Raw genomic sequence first — 19,321 nt, forward strand, 5'->3', positions numbered from 1 at the left:
CGACACCTTATTCTTTGTCGATCGGATTAGTAATACCGTCCTCATACGGGTCGAAATAAATATGTCCATTAGAGCTAATCACGGCGTAATTCACTTCCGCGACGCTCAATCCTTTTTTGCCCACCTGTGAGAGTAGCCACTCGATGGTTAAGCTATGTTGGCGTAAATTGCTCTGGATGATTTGGCCATCCATGATCAGTTCAATCGGGAATGTCTGTCTCTTTCCCGTTTTCAATTGCAAATCCCCGCGAGTGACAGGTAAAAACTGCGGTTTTCGCAGGACGGATATCTCTCCATTCAACTCCAGCACAGCATATTGAACTTCTTCGATATTAAAAATGTTTCTTTCCCTCAGCTCTTGATTCAGCGTATCCAAAGACAGCTTTTGCTTGCGCATGTTATCTTCGAGAATTCTTCCATCCTGGATAATCATCGTCGGTTGGCCCGAAAACCATTTTCGCATCTTCCGGTTTTTCAGGGAGAGAATCATCAACAAATAGGCGATACCACTAAAAGTGAGTAATGTCACGAGCATGTGCGATATTTTGGCCATGGTGTTAAAGGCAAGATTTGCTGTCAGCGCCCCCAAGGTGATCGCCGCGACAAAATCGTGATACGTCATTTGCGCAATCGTCTGCTTGCCCAACACCCTAGTAATGATCATCATGATCGCAAAAGCCAGCACTGCTCTCGCAATCATTTCCACAATAGATTCCATGCTCCACCCCGGGGATGACGAAATTTGCACCATACCCCAATTATAGCCATGTTTAGCATTGGAAAACCTATCATGACCGTTTAGCATACAGACATTTCCTACAAATTCTTCTACAATAGAAAAAAATCATACCCATGGAAAGGAATGAAATTGATATGGCGATCAAAAAGCTGGAGCATGTGGGCTTGATGGTAAAAGATATGGAGGCCTCGATTGCCTTTTACACCGAAGTGGTTGGGATGGAGCTCAAAGGAAAGCTCGCTCATTCCAACGGAGTCATTACGCTTGCTTTTCTTGGATTTCCGGAAAGCACAGAGACAGAGCTGGAGCTCATTCACGGATACAGCGATTCCCTTCCGGTAGAGGGCAAAGTCCACCACATGGCGTTTGCTGTGGACAACCTCGAAGCTGAAATCGACCGATTGAAGCAACTACATGTAACTTTTATCGATCAGGAAATAACCACATTGCCGAACGGCTCTCGTTATATGTTCTTCAAAGGTCCAAATGGAGAATGGCTGGAGCTATTTGAAAGCACAAGAACGTAGAGGGAAAAGGTCCTCCTTTTCCTTCTACGCCCCCTCTCCTTCTATTCTACTTTGATCTCTTTTCTACGTCCCATATACCACTGATAAAACCCTTCCGCCAACTCTAACGGCACATCTGTTACCCCTTTATGACTCACTGGTTTGGCCCGATTGACCGTTTTGATGGAAGCAAGCCCTAGCTGCTTTTGCAAGAGGCCCCTTTTGACGCTGACCTCAATAATCTTTTCTCGTTTGGAGACAAATAAAGTCGTAGTTAGGCTCCCTGTTTGGAACTGAATAAAATGATCATTCAAGGTGTACCGGGTGTTGTAGAATTCAATGACTTCGAACGCCAGGATGAGCAGTGTCAACGCAATGGATATGACCCACCACGCTTGCTCCCATCCCCAAATATTCGGCTTGAAATAGGAAAGCGCACCTGTGCCTATGATCCAAATCCAGCTCGATCTGACCAAGCGAACCCATAACGATTTTTTGGGGAGACTCGTCATTTTTTCCGTCACTTCATACGCAGGCAATATTTCGGAGATCATCTCATACGCACGTTTTACCGGTAAAAATGGATAGAGTGAGCTGACATCCTGTTTATCTTTATCCGAATCACTATCCCCGCCGACAACCGTCAGCTTAACTTCGGCGAGACCCAGCATGCGCTTTAACAAAGATTGCTTGATTTTAATCGCCTGCACTCTCTCTTTTGCAATCGAAAAAGCTGTTTCTTCAATGACTCCTTTGGCAATGTAAATCCGCTCATGATCCGACGAAATCTCGTATTTTCCGTAACGAATATAGGTCGTGATCATGCCGAATACGATGGATAGGACGAGAAGTCCAACGGCAGTCAGCGTGACCCATGTCCAGGAACTCGTAATCAGCGAATAAATTCCTACTACCTGCTCCTCCACGTCGATATATTCGGTGAGTTTGAAATACGCCCATACCAATAACGTAATCATCCCGAGGAAGCTGAGAGAAGTGAAGGAAGCCTTGATAATCTCTTTTTTCGTTGGCGTAAAGTGAATGATTCTCTCAGGAGTGGCATACGGCGTACCGATTTCCACCGAAGGGATTCCTTCTCTCCCTTTAGCTTCAGGCTCTTTCTCTAATCGCACTGCCTGTTTCGTGTAAGCCTCCAGTCGATCCGCTTCGTTCAGAGAAATCACCGCGAATTCCACGGAAGAATCATCCCCAACCATCCCTGTCTCAAACCGGATAGAAGTCACGTGAAAAATTCGGTGCAGCAACGTCGTATGTCGATTGACATTTTGGATTTTGGTAAAGGGAATGGTTTGCTTTGTCTTCGTAAAAATCCCTTCGTAAAGATGGAAAGCCGTATCATCCAGCCTGTACTTGTACGAAACCCATTTCAAAAGCAGATAGACCAGCATTCCTCCTACATAGATGTAAAAAACAATTCTTCCGTACGTAATGAATGCGTTCGTCGAGTCATAATTGAACACAAACAAAATCAACGCAGGAAAAAACAGATGTTTTACTTGGATGATGAGATCAAAAAAGATAGTTAGTGGATGGTATCGTTTTGCTTCCATCACTACTCCACTTCCTTTAATTTGGCGTAGTGAGCAATCTGTTCTCTTAATTGAGCAGCGACATCCCCCGGCAATCCTGGAATTTCGTGCGAGGAGCCCATCGTTTTTATCAAGATGGTGTACAGTCCGTATTTTCGTAAAATCGGTCCTTGTTTCGTTGAGACTGCTTGGATTTTCGTCATGGGGACAAGAAAATGTTTCTCTGTAATCACCCCGAATTTCATTTGCAGGAAATCTTCATCGATATCATACCGCCAGCTTTTATATAAGAAATACGGCTCGACAAAAGACCAAATCGTCGCGATCACACCGATAACGAGCAATCCGTGCAAACCCCATCCGATCCATTCCTTCCAGACAAAACGATTATCCAGATAATAAAGAACGGCCAAAATAACAAGACCGAACACAACTGTAATCCCCTCGGTAATAAGCTGTACTTTGAACGCATCCTTGGACAAGCATTTTTGCGGTGCGTGAATTGGAGATGGCATATCATCACTCCTGTGTGTTTATTCCACTGTCCATTCGCTCTTTATTTCATACGTAAAACAATCCGCCCGGTTTCTCCAGACCAATCGTCAATTTTTCGCACAGCAAGCGAATACTCTTATGCCGTTCGAATCATACTAAATAATGGATAAAGCCCCTTGTAGAAATTATCACATTATAATCATTATAAAAAACTTGACTTACTGAATCATTTATTAAATAATAATCATTGTAAATTATATTCAAGCATGCCTCGTTACGCATGTCCTGAATATGTAAATACAAAAAACATATAAAGGAGCTAACACTATGTCACTCATCGGAACTGAAGTATTGCCTTTTAAAGCACAAGCATTCCAAAAAGGTAAATTCCTCGAAGTAACTGAAGCAAACTTCAAAGGTCAATGGAGCGTAGTTTGCTTCTACCCAGCAGACTTTACTTTCGTTTGCCCTACTGAACTCGAAGATCTGCAAAACCAATATGCAACTTTGAAAGAACTCGGCGTTGAAGTATACTCCGTTTCTACAGATACTCACTTCACTCATAAAGCATGGCACTCCAGCTCTGAAGCAATCAGCAAAGTAGAATACATCATGATCGGCGATCCTTCCCATGTGATCTCCCGCAACTTCGACGTATTGATCGAAGCTGAAGGTTTGGCAGATCGCGGTACATTCATCATCGACCCAGACGGTGTCATCCAAGCTGTTGAGATTACTGCAGGTGGCATTGGCCGTGATGCAAGTGCTCTGATCAACAAAATCAAGGCAGCACAATATGTACGCAACAATCCAGGTGAAGTTTGCCCAGCTAAATGGCAAGAAGGTGGCAAAACACTGAAACCAAGCCTTGATCTCGTAGGCAAAATTTAAGGTGTGATAGATAATGGCCCTTGACCAAGAAATCAAAGCGCAACTAGAACAATATCTCGAGCTCTTGGAAGGCGATATTGTACTCAAAGTCAGTGCAGGCACGGATGAAGCATCTTCTGAGATGCTTGCACTGGTTGATGAGCTAGCCAGCATGTCTTTGAAGATCAGTGTGGAGAAAGCTGAACTTACTCGCACACCTAGCTTTAGCGTAAACCGTGTCGGCGAAGATACTGGCGTTGTTTTTGCCGGTACTCCGCTGGGTCACGAATTTACTTCCTTGGTATTGGCTCTGCTGCAAGTTAGCGGAAGAGCTCCAAAGGTCGAGCAAAGTGTCATTGATCAAATCAAAGACCTTCGTGGTGAATATAAGTTCGAATCTTACATCAGTTTGAGTTGCCACAATTGTCCAGATGTTGTCCAAGCTCTGAACTTGATGAGTATCTTCAATCCTGGTATTACTCATACAATGATTGACGGTGCCGTATTCAAGGACGAAGTAGAGAGCAAAAACGTGATGGCTGTGCCAAGCGTTTTCCTTAATGGCGAATTTTTCGAAAGCGGCCGTATGACCGTGGAAGAAATCCTTGCCAAGCTGGGGTCTGCTCCGGACGCATCCGAGTTTGACAATAAAGACCCGTACGATGTGCTTGTTGTGGGCGGTGGCCCAGCAGGTGCTAGTGCGGCGATCTATGCAGCACGCAAAGGGATTCGTACTGGTCTCGTTGCTGAACGCCTTGGGGGTCAAGTCAATGACACATTGGGCATTGAGAACTTCATCAGTGTGAAATACATTGAAGGTCCTCAGCTCGCAGCCAACTTGGAAAAGCAAGTAAAAGAGTATGGCATTGATGTCATGAAGCTGCAACGTGCCAAGCGTTTGGAGAAGAAGGATTTGATCGAAATTGAACTCGAAAACGGCGCTGTTCTGAAGAGTAAGACAGTCATCCTGTCGACAGGTGCTCGTTGGCGGAATCTGGGTGTACCAGGTGAAGCAGAGTTCAAGAACAAGGGTGTAGCTTATTGCCCTCACTGCGATGGTCCTTTGTTCATCGGCAAAGATGTTGCCGTTGTTGGCGGCGGTAATTCAGGTGTGGAAGCAGCGATTGATCTCGCAGGTATTGTGAAACATGTAACCGTTCTGGAATTCTCGCCAGAACTGAAAGCTGACGCAGTCTTGCAAGATCGTCTTTACAGTCTGCCAAATGTCACAGTACTCAAAAACGTTCAAACCAAAGAAATTACGGGTACGGATAAAGTAAACGGCATTTCTTACATCGAACGTGAGACAGGCGAAACCAAGCACATTGAATTGCAAGGTGTGTTTGTACAGATCGGTCTGGTACCGAATACAGATTGGTTGGGAGACACGATTGAGCGTACTCGCTTTGGTGAGATCGTAGTAGACAGCCATGGTTCTACAAACATCCCTGGTGTTTTTGCTGCCGGTGACTGCACGAACAGTGCTTATAAACAGATCATCATTTCGATGGGATCTGGTGCTACTGCTGCCTTGGGAGCTTTTGATTATCTCATCCGCAACTAATAGCAAAGCCACTCCTCTTCAAGGGAGTGGCTTTGTTTATTTATTCGGTTATGGGGTACCCACGTTGATAAACGGAGTAGCTCCGCCTGTAACGTTCGGCAGCTTTCCATCCCATTTGCGGATCGCTTCGAGTTGCGCCTCAATCTGTCTGAGCTGAATCAGCTCTGGCGTTACCTCTTGTTTTTGCAGGCGCAGTGCTTGTGCCTGTGCTTCTGCTCTCGTGATTTCTTGCTCTTTCTCGATCTTGATCCGCTCCAGGTCCAGCTTCGATTTGAGCGCTTGCTGCTCAGCTACCTGCTTGGATTCAATAGCGCGGTTAAATTCATCACTGAAAGTAAACTCGCGAATATTGATTTCGTCGAGGATAATGTTATAATTTGACAGCTTTTTATGCAGGACTTCTTTTACCTTTTGGCTGACCTCGGAACGCTTGGATACCAGTTCTTCTGCTGTGTATTGAGCGGTCACGGCTTTAAATGATTCGGCAATGGCAGGATCAACAATTCGGCTATTGTACTCCAATCCCACTTGCTGGTACAGTTTATTGACATTTTCTGCATCCAAATGATGGTTAACAGCAATCGTCGTAGATACGGTTTGCAGGTCACGTGAAGCGGAAGTCTGACTCATTTCTGATTTTTGCACCCGCACTTCCATCGGCACTACGGTTTGGATGAACGGAATTTTAAAATGCATGCCCTCTTGCAGCACTTTTGGCTGTACCGCTCCAAGCTGCAGCACAACCCCACTATGCCCTGCAGAAATAATCGTAAAAGATTGCGTGCCAAGCAAGACCAACGCAACCAGTATCACAATCGTTGCGATCAGCTTTCCTCCTGCTTGAAAGGGACTCATTTTTACAACATTTTTGTCGCTCATACTCGTCCTCCCTCTATCTATACATGCTCATTCATTTATACGAGAGAGTGGGCTGTAAGTTTCAAGAAATTTATGAAAAGTACATGTCATGTCATGTGCGCTCTGCTTTCGAAGCCTCCAAAAGGACATGCGCCATGCGCTCTGCCTCGATTTTACATAGCTCAAATTCAACTTCACCAGATACATGCGAAATCAATTGGATAACTTCCTCACACCCGTGATTGCATATTAAAAACTGTCCCCACCGCACTTCAGAACGTGGTACCTTGCGGGCGGAAAAGCCGCTTTGAAAGCCGCCAAGACTCATCTTTTCTCATCTCCATCCAAAAAACAATCTACGTATCCCTCTCATCTTACCCTTTCTTTCGCAAGCAAGGAAAAGATGTTTATTGAAGGAACTTCCCTTTCTCACTACTATAGAGACAAGAAGGGAGATGATTCAAATGCGAGACCCTTATGTACGAAGAGCCGAATGCGGCTCTGAGCAAAGAGTTCTTCTTTCTCTTGGTTCAGAGCCTTCCCCATATTGAGTTGAAGATCTCTTTGCTCATCTATATACGCACATCACGCTATATAGACAGGAGCAAAGCACATGAAATACAAAAATGCACAAGACCTTTTGCCAGACGATCTGCTGCGGCAAATTCAGCATTATATACAAGGAAGTTACTTGTATATCCCCATCCACCACGAAAACAAACGACAATGGGGCGCCTCCACAGACACAAAGCAATGGCTAAGCGAGCGCAATCAGGCTATTTGGCAGGCCTATCACGAAGGGGCTTCTGTCAAAATGCTTGCCCAGAAGCATTACTTGACCGAACACAGTATTCGGCGGATTATTCGTGGACATAAATGAGACAGAGAAAAAGTCGACCGTGTGTCTGCTCTACTCTTGCGTTACACTCCTTTTTAAGATCAGTCAGTCAGGAGGGACAACGTATGAACCAGATTCACTTTCTCGACATTTCGTTTATGTACAATGGATCTGCACAGGTCATTACCCCGGTGCTGTTGCAGGATGAGCATGAACTGATTCTTGTAGACTGTGGGTATCCGGACTTTTTGCCTCTGCTTCTGGAGGCCGCACACAAGCAACAGCTTACGCTCGATGACCTTACGAAGGTCATTGTGACGCATCACGATATGGATCACATCGGTTCTTTGGCAGCGTTAAAAAGAACCTATCCGCACCTCGAAATCATCGCCTACGAAGGAGAAGCACCATACATCGCCGGACAAAAGACATCTTTGCGATTGGAACAGGCGCAAGCAACACTGGAGCATCTGTCGTTGGATGAAAAGCAGAACGCTCATGAATTTATTCGCTTTTTACAGTCCATCGAGCCCACAGCGGTTGATCGAACCGTAACGAATGGCGAACGCCTGCCTTGGTGCGGCGGCATCGAGATCATTCACACACCTGGACATATGCCGGGACATATTTCGTTGTATGTGATCGCAAGCAAAACGCTGATTGCCGGTGATGCTGTTGTAATCGAAAACAGTAGACTCGAAATCGCCAATCCGTCCTATACGCTGGATATGCAGGAAGCGATTCGCTCTGTCCGCCGCTTGCTCGATTATGACATCGAGCAGTTGATTTGCTATCATGGTGGATTGTTCCAGGGGGACGTCAAGCAAGCACTTCGAGATTTAATCCAAGCCTACGACCCGACGCCGGAGGTTTTGAACGGATGAAACAGAACAAATACGATGAGTCAACTTTTTTCACCACTTACAGTCAAATGGCCCGTTCGGTTGAGGGACTGAACGCCGCAGGAGAATGGCACGCTTTTCGGGAGCTACTGCCTTCCCTTCGCGGGAAAAAAGTACTCGATTTAGGCTGTGGCTTCGGCTGGCACTGCCGTTATGCGCGCGAGCAGCAGGCCCGCTCCGTTATAGGTGTGGACCTTTCCGAAAAAATGCTGGCTCGTGCCAAAGAGACGACAACAGATCCCGCCATTGAGTATCTGCGTCTTCCGATTGAAGACATTGATTTTGCTCCAGAGCAATTCAACGTCGTCATCAGCTCCTTGGCCATTCATTATGTGGAGCGCTTTGACTTGCTTTGCCAACGTGTTTATCACTGTCTTGCTCCTGGAGGTTCCTTCGTTTTCTCCGTGGAGCATCCCGTCTTCACTGCTCTGGCTGAACAGGACTGGCATTACGGCCCCCAAGGCGAACGCTTGCACTGGCCAGTGGACAACTATCAGCAGGAAGGCATCCGGCATACCAGCTTTCTGGATCATGAAGTTGTCAAGTATCACCGAACGTTTTCGAGCTATATGAACGACCTCCTTGCTGCCGGATTTCACCTAACAAAAGTCGCCGAACCTGGCCCTCCTGAAGAAATGCTGGATATACCCGGGATGCGAGACGAAATCCGTCGGCCGATCTTCTTGTTGATCGCTGCCAGCAAACCAGCATCCTAACTATTAAAAAGCCCCCGTCCTCCACGTCATTTCCGTGTTTGGACGGGGTGCTCTGTTATTCCCCAGCAGCCTCCAGATTTTTAAACTGGTTGTAAAACAATTGATAGTAGGTACCTTTTTGTTCGATAAGTTCGTCGTGACTGCCTTTTTCCACGATCTCTCCCCGATCCACGACCATAATCGTGTCGGCATCCCGAATGGTATTAAGCCTGTGTGCAATCACAAAGCTCGTACGTCCCTCCATAATGGTGAGGAGCGCATCCTGGATATTCAGCTCTGTCCGTGTGTCGATACTGCTTGTCGCCTCGTCGAGTATGAGCAGCGAGGGCTTGGCGAGTATGACGCGGGCAATCGCCAAAAGCTGGCGTTGTCCCTGACTCAGGTTGCCCCCATTTTCCGTCAGCATCGTATCATAACGCATCGGAAGCCGATTGATGAACACATCTGCATTTGCCATTTTCGCAGCGGCTACTACCTCCGTATCTGTCGCATCCGGCTTGCCGTACATAATATTTTCCTTGATGGTACCAGAAAACAAGTACGTATCCTGCAAAACAAAGCCAAAGCTGCGCCGCAAGCTGTCCCGCGAATACTCTCGAATGTCTTTTCCGTCCAAATAAATCGTACCCGAGGTCACATCATAAAACCGCGTGAGCAAATTCACGATAGTGGTTTTGCCTGCACCCGTCGGTCCGACTAGCGCGATGGTGCTCCCTGCCTGTGCCTCGAAGCTGATATTTTTCAAAATCAGTTGATCGGGACGATAGCCAAAGCTGACCTGATCGAAAACAACGTGACCCTTCGGCTGTGCGAGCACAGTGGCACCCGGAGAATCCACTGGCTCCTCTTGTTCATCCAATACCTCAAACACCCGCTCCGCCCCAGCAACACCGGATTGAAGCACATTGAAAATATTCGCGAGGTCATTCAGCGGACGGACAAACTGGCGGGAATAACTGAGAAAACTCGCAATCACACCTACTGTGATCAATCCTTTGACAGCGAGAACGCCTCCGACAATCGCCACCATGGCAAAGCCGAGGTTGTTAATCACGTTCATGATCGGCATGAGAAAGCCCGTCCATACCTGTGCCTTCATCCCGACCTTGCAGAGCCGTTCATTGATCGTCGTAAAGTCCTCAATGGCTTTTTGCTCATAATTGAAGGCCTGCACTACCTGTATGCCTGAAATCGTCTCTTCAATGTGTCCGTTAAGCTTGCCTAGCTCCATCTGCTGATTTTTGAACAGTACGCTCGTTCGTTTGGCAATCGTGCGTGTGAGCAGGAACACGAGTGGCACCGTGATCAGGCATGCGAGTGTCAGGATCGGAGACAAGACGAGCATCATCACCAGCGAACCGAGGAGCACGATCCCTCCTGACATCAATTGCGTTGTGGATTGGGAAATGGAGTTGCTGACGTTGTCGATATCATTCGTGAGCCTGCTCATCAACTCGCCGTGCGTGCGAGCGTCGAAATAAGCAATCGGCAACTTTTGCAGCTTGTCAAAAAGGGTTTGCCTTAGATTCGTGACGATCCGTTGCGAGATGCCTGCCATCAACCAGCTTTGCAAAAACGTCAGTGCCCCATCCAAGATGTACGAGCCGAGCAACGCAAGAATGATGATAGACAAAAAGCTAAGAGCTTCCTCGCCACCTGTCATCGCATCAATCGACTTACCAATCAAATAAGGCGCAGACAGCATGAGTAGTGCATCGACAAAAACAATGCCGAATACAATCGGCAGCAGCTTTTTTTCTTTGCCAAAAGCTTGCCAGAGCCTTTTTAGTGTACCTGAAAAATTTTTGGGCTTACTCACTGGTCCTCTGGCAGCACCATGTCCAAAGCCTCGACCAGGTCTCGGTGAAAAGACAGGTTGTTGTTGCTTCTGTTGACCCACCTTACTTCACCTCCCGGCCGATTTGTGACTGAAAGATTTCCTGATATACGTGGCAAGAGACCATCAATTCGTCATGCGTACCGATGCCAGCAACTTCTCCATTGTCGAGTACAATGATTTTATCCGCATCCATGACAGACGTAATCCGCTGGGCAATCAGGATGCAGGTGAGGCCAGCCGCATAGGCTCGAAGCGCATCCTTAATCTTCCCTTCTGTCGCCACATCTACCGCACTCGTACTATCGTCGAGAATGAGGATTTCCGGCTTTTTCACCAAGGCTCTGGCGATGGAAATGCGCTGCTTTTGCCCTCCAGAAAAGTTGACTCCTCCCTGCCCTACGCGTGTTTCATAGCCTTCAGGAGTGGCGGAGATGAACTCGTGAGCCTGTGCCATGCGTGCCGCTTGCTCGACTTCCTCGTGGGTAGCCTCTGCCTTGCCCCAACGAATATTTTCCATCACCGTGCCTGTAAACAGCATGGTTTTTTGCGGGACAATCGCCATTTTTTCTCGCAATCGCTTCGGTTCGATGTCGCGTACATCGATGCCATCTACCATAATCGTGCCTTCCGTTACGTCATAAAACCGTGGAATCAAGCCAACCAGACTGCTTTTTCCAGCGCCTGTCGACCCGATAATCCCGACGGTCTCCCCCGGCAGACAAGTAAATGAAATCTGCTTGAGTACCGGCTGGCCACCCTCTCCATCATACGAGAAGCTGACCTCCTCGAAGTCGATGCGTCCCTTTTTGCCTGGAAGCTCCTGAGGTTGTTCTTCTTTCCAGCTCATTTGGTTTTCCTCAGCAAATACTTCTCCGATGCGTCCCGCTGATGCTTTAGCCCGCACAAACATGTTAAATACCAAGGAAATCATCATGAGTGAAAACAGGATTTGCGTCATGTAGTTCGTAAATGCGATGATATGTCCGACTTCGATGCTTCCTTGTTCTACGCCAAGCCCCCCAAGCCAGAGGACCGCGACAATTCCGAGGTTCATCGTCAGCATGATCGCTGGACTGAAAATGGACATTACCCGCGTAGCCGAGACCGATTTGGATTGCAGCTCTTCGTTTGCCCGTGTAAATTTGCCACGCTCAAAATTAAAGCGATTGAATGCCTTAACGACTCGTACCCCAGATAAATACTCACGCATCGCACCATTCACTCGGTCGAGCGCTTGCTGTACCTTCAGGAAGAACGGGAAACCGATTTTCATATTCAAGAAAATAAACAATCCCACAATGGGCACGACAATGGCGAGAATCACCGCCAAATCCGCGTTCAATTGGGTTGCCATAAACAACCCGCCAATGCACATCAACGGCGCTTTGACGAAGATTCGCATCATTCCGTTTACAAACATTTGTACTTGATTGACGTCATTGGTCAGACGTGTCACGAGCGAGGCTCTGTCGAATTTGTTCAAGTTTTCAAAGGATAAGGACTGCACTTTGGAAAACAAATCTGCGCGCAGCTGCGCACCAAAGTTTTGCGAGACGTATGAAGCCAGCACATTACGGATCGATGCCGCAATTGCCCCCAGCGCCGTAACGAGCAGCATCAGCCCACCGGTCTTGAGCACGTAATCCATATCCCGGTTTGCTACACCCGTATCGATAATGTGCGACAGGATCGTCGGCTGCAAAAGATCACATACCGCCTCCAAAGCTAAGAAAAACATGGAAATCCCAGCGACTACGCCGTATTTTTTTATATAGGCTGTGTAGAAGCGCATCCGTTCACCCCATCTGTGTTCTTACGTACAAGATAACGCTTAGCTAGCGAAATGTCACGAGTGATTGTCAAAATGAAAGTGTGTAGCTCAATCACTGTTAAAAGGCATGGAAGGGGTTTATAGTGCTGACGTTTTTTGACCCCGGACGGGAATCCACTTGGGATGTGCCAGTATTGAATGGACAAAAAGGGCAAAAAGCTGGAATCTTTTTTCGATCCCATGCTTTTTGCCCTCAGTTCGTTTACTCCGTCTTTTATTCCTGTGGAACAGCGCTTTGATCCATATGCAAGAACTCCCACAGATGGCCGTCCAAATCTTGAAAGCTCCAGCCGTACATGAAGCCATGGTCAACCGGGTCTTTCGATGGAGTTGCACCCGCAGCAAGTGCTTTGTTTACGATCTCATCGACCTGCGCTCTACTGTCCGCAGACAACGCGACAATGACCTCGGTACTTCTGGTTGCATCCGTCAGCTCTTTTTTCGTAAACGTTTGGAAAAACTCTTCAACGAGCAGCATGGCAAAAATGTTTTCGCCGATCACCATGCATGCTGCATTTTGATCCGTAAATTGCGGGTTAAATTCATACCCGATCGCCGTAAAAAAGTCGATTGATTTGTTGAGGTCCTTCACGGGTAAATTAACGAAAATTTGTTTGGATTGCAATGCCATGTGTGATTCCTCCTCGGGTTTGTTTTTCCTTGATGTCTATATCCTAGCATTTCCGATTACCCGAGGCTTCTCATCGATTGCTATTTTGCCATGTAAGTATGTGGCTTTCCAATTGAGCTTCTATGCCGATGGACGCTCAGAACGAGACCTAAGACAGCGAAATGAGCCAAAGCAGTCCCTATGTTGCCATAGCTGAGAAAAGGAATCTCAATATTCACGATTGGCAGCATGCCGGTTGACATCAGCAGTGGCCAAACGAAGAACAGAGAGAATAAAGGAACGATACTGACAATGAGATGCTTCCCATACGGCTCGTCCACTTCCTTGACTACCCGAGCCAGTCTTATTATAAACAGAACAATGGCTAACAAGATCAAAATGCCCGCAATCCAGCCATAACTATGGATTAAGTAAGTAAATTTGAAATCGGAGTCTAAATAAGGCATTCTCGGTAATGGAGCATTGGAGCCCCTTCCCCAAAAACCTGCCGAGCGAATTGCTTCCATCGCCTCTAGATATTCATATCCCTTTCCGAGCGGATCTTGGGTCGGTTGTACCCAGCCCTGCACCCTTCCTAGCGTGTATCTATCCAATAAACAGGCAGCTGTCCAAACAATAGCAGACACAATCATTAGATAGAGTTTTTCTTTCCGGACGGTTTTCGTATACATCATGAGTATCATGAATCCAAATAGGTACAGCATGAGTTCCATAATCGATCCAGCCATAACAAAGAGGCAAGCTGGCAGCAAAACAAATACGGTCAGCTTGGAAGCCGTGCTCCGAAATCGCCACGTCCTGGTAAGAAGCATACCCGCAACGCTTATGAGAAACAAATACATGGACATTGCCACAAAATCGATCCTAATCGAGCCACCAAGGTACATATATGTTTTTCCATTCATTGTATAGCCGTACGCAAGAATGAGAAAAAACACGCCCACAGTCAGCATGTACAAATGCAACGAGTACCGCAAAAGCTTGCGATAATCCGTAAAAGTAACAGCGAGCATCACCCCGATACCAAATAAGGCATAGAACCAGTAACTGTCCAGTTTAAACTCGATAAAACTGACCTGCATGCCATACATCGTAAACAACCCTACAGCCAGGAAAGCCACCACATACACTAGAAGCCTCCACTCCACTTTGGGCTTATAAATCCGATGCAGCTGCTTCCCAACCGCAGCAGAATCCCCCATTTGCAAAATGGCTTGCCTTACCGCTTCTTCCTCTCCCAACCCCTCGTCCATCTGCTCATCCATCAAATCTAGCAAGTGACTTTCCAGCTCATCCCGAATTCTGCGATGCATTTCCGTTGCCCGCACATGGCGACATACTTGATCGAGATAGTCTGCAATCAATGGATGTGTATTCGTCTGCTTCATGCTCTTCCCTCTCCCAGCACCCGATCAATCCCATCGCGGAACGTATGCCACTCGTGCTTTTTCTCCTTCAATTGCCCGCAACCTTCTGCCGTAATCCGATAGTATTTACGCTTCCTCCCATCCTTCTCATCCCAATACGCCTCCACATAACGCTCCGCTTCGAGTGCATGCAAGATCGGATACAACGTCCCTTCTTTTAGCGTAAACAGACCATTTGACTCCTTCTCGATGGCTTTCGCGATTTCGTACCCGTACATTTCCTTTCGATCCAGCATCGTCAAGATCAGGATCACGGTACTGCCCTTTAAAAGCTCCTTGTTGATTTTCATAGTGCCTCCCGATTTAACCGCAAATACCTAGATAAACAATACATCATAAATCTATGTATATGATTCTATCACCCAAATCTTGTAAGATCAACACATGTGTAACATCAGCTTTCACGGTACGTCTACCGTCTACAGATAAAAAACGAAAGAAAAAAGACCCTTTTGCCCGAGAGCTGAAATAGCTGCTGGATTAGCCTTTTCCCTATTCTACTAAATGAAGGGACGTTATTTCGTGGAGCCAACTATTCTCTCCCGCGAGGAAACACACGTAATTGGTATCACTTTTACGGCGAATGTGACAGAAGACTTGGGCAAAAAGCTCTCCGCTACTACAACGGAAGCTTTGCGAGCTAGAAAAAGCGAGATTCACCATCAGGTTGGTGAGGCCGAATATCTGATTCAAATCTATCCTGACAAAGCTGACTTCGATGCGGCGGTAGATCCCTTTACCACAATTATTGGACTCGAAGTTTCCAGCCTGGCCGATATTCCTGAAGGGATGGTCAGTCACACGATTCCCGCGGGGACATTTGCAAAAGTAACACACAAGGGACCTGAGACAAACTTGGGCGAGACGTATGGTTTTCTTTACGGGTTCTGGCTCTCTGAATCGGGATATGAGTATGCCGGATTTGATTTTGAGTGCTGGGACGAGCGCTACAAGCCAGAGCAAGAAGATAATGAGATTGATATTTATGTTCCGCTTTTCAAATAAGCGACATAGCGAAAAACCAGGGAATCTCCTCCCTGGTTTTTCTGTTGTTTCGATGTTATTAACTACGCACCCACTCCCCTGTCAGCGCATCAACCATATAGAGCGGTGTGTCGTGATAATAAATATGATAGACGAGACGGGGTTCTAATTTTCCTGTAGTTGGATTCTCCATCAACTTGTAGACCAATCGGAGCGGGCGATGGGTGACGTATACGCTAGTCGCGTCTTCCCGTGACATTGCCTTGCTTTTGTCAGGAAGCTGCTTAGACTCCATGGTATACGTAGGATCGACCCCGATCACCTGTTTTCTGTCCACATCAAAATGAACCGTATACCCCCCCATAATCGGTACTCCCTGATGGGACTTGAAGAATTGATAGGTTTCGATGTTGCCTTTTCTAGTGGCAGAACCAAGTAACAGTTCTTTGGTGTCTAACGGAAGGTATTTCTGAAATTGCTTTGCTGCTTCTTGTACGTTTTCCAGCTTTGGATGAGGGAGCTTTTCCTTTTTCTCATGGACCTTTTCATACCGATAGTTCAGAATTTTTCCTGTATCTGTTACTACGTCCAGTTCTATTTTCTGTTTGGTTCGGGTTTCCATTTTGTACGTATGTACGCCTGAGCCTTCTTGAATAACGAAGGAAAACGGAGGCTCAAATCCCCACTCCCGAAAAAGTCTATCTGCTTCTTCGATGTTGGGAGCTACCAGCTTTATGCCTCCCGGTTTCACAGGAATTGGCGGCATATCTACTAGACTGTAATCGGGATGATAGCGTTCTGTGGGGTAAATTTCTCCTGTAATGGCATCAATGTCACCTGAAAAAGGAAACTCATATTGCAATCGCCATTCCCACTCTGAATAGAGCAGCCGGGCGCTTTGCCCAAAAATTTGTTCTGCCTTTTTTACTGGCATTGCCTTGTTGGGATCTGGAAAGACCATGCCTGTCGTATCGTTTGTCTGTACCACTTTTTTATGATGCCTGCCCGCCTTGTCTATTGTAAACGTGTATTGGTCGTCAAGAACCGGAATGTTGTTAACCGTCTTGTTCATCACGACATGACCTGTTTCTGTATTGGACAGCATGCCGTTTACCGCATATTGACTTGCATCTCGCCCTGCCAATTCTTGTAGCAGCTTCTTCGCCTGCTCGTATACAGGATGGGCGGGAAGCTGCGGACTACTGGTTGCCGTCACTTGAGGGTTCACGCTTTCGTTTTGCCCCATCCCAGCCATGATATACAGGCCGAATCCAGAAGCGATCACCACTGCTGTCAACCCTACTGTCAGCGGATTCATGAACAGCCGTCTCCCCTTGCCGACCCGAATTACTTCTTGTTCCAGCACTGTACGTAAACTCTCTACAAACTCCTTACGTGGGGGTGTACTTTTTTGCAGAGTCACTAACCGTTCCAGCATATCTCGTTCATTTTGCCAATCCACTGTACAATTCCCCCTTCTTCGTATGCGAAAGTTTGCCATGCAGCAGCTTCAGTGCCCGGTGCATTGTCGTTTTCACGTTTGATTCAGAACAACCTAGTATTTCAGCAGTCTCTTTGACGCTGTACTCTTTAATGCCTCGCAGAATGACAACCATGCGGTGATGCGGTGGTAGTCCCTTGATCGCATCGATCAATTCCTGTTCGTCCTCCCGGCTTTCCGCTTCCTGTGCCGGATTCCCTTCCGAGGCTGGCATCACAACAGCCAGCCAGTCCCCTGACAACAGCTTTTGCCACTTGCGTTTTCGATAGTAATTCATCGCTGTATGCTTCGCGATCGCAAACAGCCATGTCTTCACGTCAGATCGCTCTTCAAATCGTTCAAGCGAGCGAATCACTCGCAAAAATACCTCCTGTGTCAAATCTTCCGCATCATTCTGACTGCCGGCAAAGTACAGCAAAAATTGATACACATCGTGATAATGCCGCTCATAGATGGTCATGACCTGATGTTTCATTTCTTCATACAAAGAAGCTCCTCCATTCTCTTGCTGTCGGCTGATCGACTACTTTCCTATGCGAAAATTTTCTTGGATACCCATTAGTGTCTTGAGCAGGAAAAAGGTTACAGCAGAATGTTTGAAAATGTTCAGGAATGCAACAGCGACGGATGGATCGGGTAGCCTATAATTTACATGAGTCCTGCTACTCTCCTGATAACACAGAAGTAAGAACGGAGTGACCTGTATGTATAAACGGCTACTAGCTATCCCGCTTGCCGCTTTGCTCCTCGTCCTGGCAGCTTGCGGCAATGGTGGACAAACGGGCGATTCTGCGGCATCGAAACCGACCAGATCGATCAATTACCTAGGCAACACTTATACAATTCCAGCCAGAACCAAAGAAATTGTTTTCGTTGGCTTCCCTGCTTCCTATGAAGATTCTTTCTTGCTGGGAGTCCCGCCCGTCGCAGCTACGGTGGATAAAAACGGAAAGTTTCCGGCGGAATATCAAGCTATGATCAGAAATGCCAAGCATCTCCCTTATCATATAGTAGATAACTTAAATGAGCTGGTTGCCCTCGATCCTGACGTCATCATGACAACCGACAAGACCTCCAAGGAAGACTTGGCCAAATTACAAACCGCTGCATCCGTCATTCCCGTCTCTACCAACGGAGCTGATTGGCAAGATAACTTGCGTCTGCTTGCTGATGTTCGTGGAAGAGACGACAATTTGGATACCTTTATAGGAAAAGTGAAGCAAAACACACAGGAACTCCGCGACAAGCTCGCCGAACTCCCAGAAAAGAAAGTGCTGACGCTATGGTTCCAAGAAGGCTCCTTCTACGCGTATCCAAAGGATGAACGGTACAATTACCTGTTATATACGGACTTGGCCCTGCCTGTCCCTGATGTCGTCGCGAATATGCAGGAGCGTACAGCGCTCCCTATGGATGCTTTGGCAAAAGAAAATCCTAACTACTTGTTTGTGATGGTCAACAAAGAGGACCAGCCCGCTTTCAAGCAGTTGCAAGAGCAGCCTGCATGGAAAAATCTAAGCGCAGTCAAAACGGGTCAAATGTACGTGAATGCCGTTGAACCAGGATTGGCTGGTGGCACAGCCTACAGCAACCAATCGTTTTTAAATGCAATTCGAAAACAGATGCTAAAGATGAGTGAATAAAAAGATGGGCTTTGCTCATACTATACTCATCGAGCTCGGTGGTGTGTTTTCAATCAGGCTGTAGTCCTTTACGGAGGCGATGTGCCATGGATGATTTACACGATCACCTAGTGAGTAAGGGAAACCGTACACTGCTTTAAGCTTCTAACTTCATATTGGAGGTAGATGCGTCGCACGTGATGATCGGTAACACCTCAAAACTAACGAGCTCGATATATGCCGTCTCCTTTATGGAGGCGGTTTTATTTCTTTTAAAGTGCGTTTATCGGGCGGTAGGGGTGGGGAGGAAACAGGAGAAAACGCTCAGATTCTAGGGCCACCTCCTGTTGGATTCACTGCCCGGCTCCATGAAAAAAAGCGAAACCCGCGTCCAAAGTCGTACATTCAGGAGGTCTCTCAGAGGTGGACGCTAAGAGCTTGTTTCCC

The 19,321-nt window shown here is 46.9% G+C and carries 20 protein-coding genes; 8 read left to right on the top strand and 12 right to left on the bottom strand.

What is annotated here, in order from left to right; translation table 11 throughout:
- Positions 1-7: 7 nt before the first annotated feature.
- Positions 8-718 carry a YetF domain-containing protein gene (locus tag KB186_RS08625; RefSeq protein ID WP_232773418.1) on the bottom strand — a complete coding sequence of 237 codons (711 nt, stop codon included), beginning with the start codon at positions 716-718 and terminating at the stop codon, positions 8-10.
- Between the two features lie 155 nt (positions 719-873).
- On the opposite strand from KB186_RS08625, the gene KB186_RS08630 reads away from it, so the two are divergent.
- Complete coding sequence (locus KB186_RS08630) at positions 874-1,266, top strand: VOC family protein (protein ID WP_173608770.1); 393 nt, start codon at positions 874-876, stop codon at positions 1,264-1,266.
- Positions 1,267-1,307: 41 nt separating this feature from the next.
- On the opposite strand, the gene KB186_RS08635 is transcribed toward KB186_RS08630, so the two are convergent.
- Both KB186_RS08635 and KB186_RS08640 read right to left on the bottom strand, forming a co-directional pair.
- Positions 1,308-2,816 carry a PH domain-containing protein gene (locus KB186_RS08635; RefSeq protein ID WP_232773419.1) on the bottom strand — a complete coding sequence of 503 codons (1,509 nt, stop codon included), beginning with the start codon at positions 2,814-2,816 and terminating at the stop codon, positions 1,308-1,310.
- Positions 2,817-2,818: 2 nt separating this feature from the next.
- Complete coding sequence (locus KB186_RS08640) at positions 2,819-3,310, bottom strand: PH domain-containing protein (protein WP_232773420.1); 492 nt, start codon at positions 3,308-3,310, stop codon at positions 2,819-2,821.
- Between the two features lie 307 nt (positions 3,311-3,617).
- Between KB186_RS08640 and ahpC the strand changes: the two genes are divergently transcribed.
- Both ahpC and ahpF read left to right on the top strand, forming a co-directional pair.
- Positions 3,618-4,181: an alkyl hydroperoxide reductase subunit C gene (gene ahpC, locus KB186_RS08645; protein WP_016741021.1), complete on the top strand. Its 564-nt coding sequence runs from the start codon at positions 3,618-3,620 to the stop codon at positions 4,179-4,181.
- A 13-nt stretch (positions 4,182-4,194) separates the two neighbouring features.
- Complete coding sequence (gene ahpF, locus KB186_RS08650) at positions 4,195-5,724, top strand: alkyl hydroperoxide reductase subunit F (protein ID WP_221867617.1); 1,530 nt, start codon at positions 4,195-4,197, stop codon at positions 5,722-5,724.
- Between the two features lie 48 nt (positions 5,725-5,772).
- Here ahpF and KB186_RS08655 read toward each other — a convergent pair whose 3' ends face one another.
- Positions 5,773-6,603 (bottom strand): prohibitin family protein, encoded by an 831-nt coding sequence (locus tag KB186_RS08655; protein ID WP_056496517.1) that lies wholly within the window; start codon positions 6,601-6,603, stop codon positions 5,773-5,775.
- 91 nt (positions 6,604-6,694) lie between these two features.
- The gene (locus KB186_RS08660) at positions 6,695-6,910 is read right to left on the bottom strand and encodes a hypothetical protein (RefSeq protein ID WP_221867616.1); all 216 of its coding nucleotides are present in this window, start codon (positions 6,908-6,910) and stop codon (positions 6,695-6,697) included.
- A gap of 285 nt (positions 6,911-7,195) precedes the next feature.
- Between KB186_RS08660 and KB186_RS08665 the strand changes: the two genes are divergently transcribed.
- From KB186_RS08665 to KB186_RS08675, 3 genes are all read left to right on the top strand, one after another.
- Positions 7,196-7,462: a CD3324 family protein gene (locus KB186_RS08665; RefSeq protein ID WP_232773421.1), complete on the top strand. Its 267-nt coding sequence runs from the start codon at positions 7,196-7,198 to the stop codon at positions 7,460-7,462.
- Between the two features lie 83 nt (positions 7,463-7,545).
- On the top strand, positions 7,546-8,304 hold the full coding sequence (locus KB186_RS08670) for an MBL fold metallo-hydrolase (RefSeq protein WP_232773422.1): 759 nt from the start codon (positions 7,546-7,548) through the stop codon (positions 8,302-8,304).
- Positions 8,301-9,038, top strand: a complete 738-nt coding sequence (locus tag KB186_RS08675; protein ID WP_221867614.1) for a class I SAM-dependent methyltransferase — start codon at positions 8,301-8,303, stop codon at positions 9,036-9,038. Before KB186_RS08670 ends, KB186_RS08675 begins: the two co-directional genes overlap by 4 nt.
- 55 nt (positions 9,039-9,093) lie before the next feature.
- Here KB186_RS08675 and KB186_RS08680 read toward each other — a convergent pair whose 3' ends face one another.
- The 5 genes from KB186_RS08680 to KB186_RS08700 all read right to left on the bottom strand — a co-directional run bounded on the left by KB186_RS08680 (position 9,094) and on the right by KB186_RS08700 (position 15,057).
- On the bottom strand, positions 9,094-10,938 hold the full coding sequence (locus KB186_RS08680; protein WP_232773423.1) for an ABC transporter ATP-binding protein: 1,845 nt from the start codon (positions 10,936-10,938) through the stop codon (positions 9,094-9,096).
- A gap of 1 nt (position 10,939) precedes the next feature.
- Positions 10,940-12,670, bottom strand: coding sequence for an ABC transporter ATP-binding protein (locus tag KB186_RS08685; protein ID WP_232773424.1), 1,731 nt, complete (start codon positions 12,668-12,670; stop codon positions 10,940-10,942).
- Between the two features lie 253 nt (positions 12,671-12,923).
- On the bottom strand, positions 12,924-13,340 hold the full coding sequence (locus KB186_RS08690) for a VOC family protein (RefSeq protein ID WP_232773425.1): 417 nt from the start codon (positions 13,338-13,340) through the stop codon (positions 12,924-12,926).
- A gap of 80 nt (positions 13,341-13,420) precedes the next feature.
- Positions 13,421-14,728: an FtsW/RodA/SpoVE family cell cycle protein gene (locus KB186_RS08695; RefSeq protein ID WP_173608780.1), complete on the bottom strand. Its 1,308-nt coding sequence runs from the start codon at positions 14,726-14,728 to the stop codon at positions 13,421-13,423.
- On the bottom strand, positions 14,725-15,057 hold the full coding sequence (locus KB186_RS08700; protein WP_221867611.1) for a PadR family transcriptional regulator: 333 nt from the start codon (positions 15,055-15,057) through the stop codon (positions 14,725-14,727). Before KB186_RS08700 ends, KB186_RS08695 begins: the two co-directional genes overlap by 4 nt.
- Before the next feature lie 232 nt (positions 15,058-15,289).
- On the opposite strand from KB186_RS08700, the gene KB186_RS08705 reads away from it, so the two are divergent.
- The gene (locus tag KB186_RS08705) at positions 15,290-15,772 is read left to right on the top strand and encodes a GyrI-like domain-containing protein (protein WP_232773426.1); all 483 of its coding nucleotides are present in this window, start codon (positions 15,290-15,292) and stop codon (positions 15,770-15,772) included.
- A gap of 58 nt (positions 15,773-15,830) precedes the next feature.
- On the opposite strand, the gene KB186_RS08710 is transcribed toward KB186_RS08705, so the two are convergent.
- Both KB186_RS08710 and KB186_RS08715 read right to left on the bottom strand, forming a co-directional pair.
- Complete coding sequence (locus KB186_RS08710) at positions 15,831-17,213, bottom strand: hypothetical protein (protein ID WP_173608783.1); 1,383 nt, start codon at positions 17,211-17,213, stop codon at positions 15,831-15,833.
- Positions 17,197-17,739 carry an RNA polymerase sigma factor gene (locus tag KB186_RS08715; protein WP_221867608.1) on the bottom strand — a complete coding sequence of 181 codons (543 nt, stop codon included), beginning with the start codon at positions 17,737-17,739 and terminating at the stop codon, positions 17,197-17,199. Before KB186_RS08715 ends, KB186_RS08710 begins: the two co-directional genes overlap by 17 nt.
- Before the next feature lie 217 nt (positions 17,740-17,956).
- Between KB186_RS08715 and KB186_RS08720 the strand changes: the two genes are divergently transcribed.
- Entirely contained in the window at positions 17,957-18,895 is a 939-nt protein-coding gene (locus KB186_RS08720) for an ABC transporter substrate-binding protein (protein WP_232773427.1), read from the top strand.
- Positions 18,896-19,321: the final 426 nt, after the last annotated feature.

Origin of the sequence: Brevibacillus sp. AF8 (assembly GCF_021270385.1) — a bacterium.
Taxonomy (GTDB): domain Bacteria; phylum Bacillota; class Bacilli; order Brevibacillales; family Brevibacillaceae; genus Brevibacillus.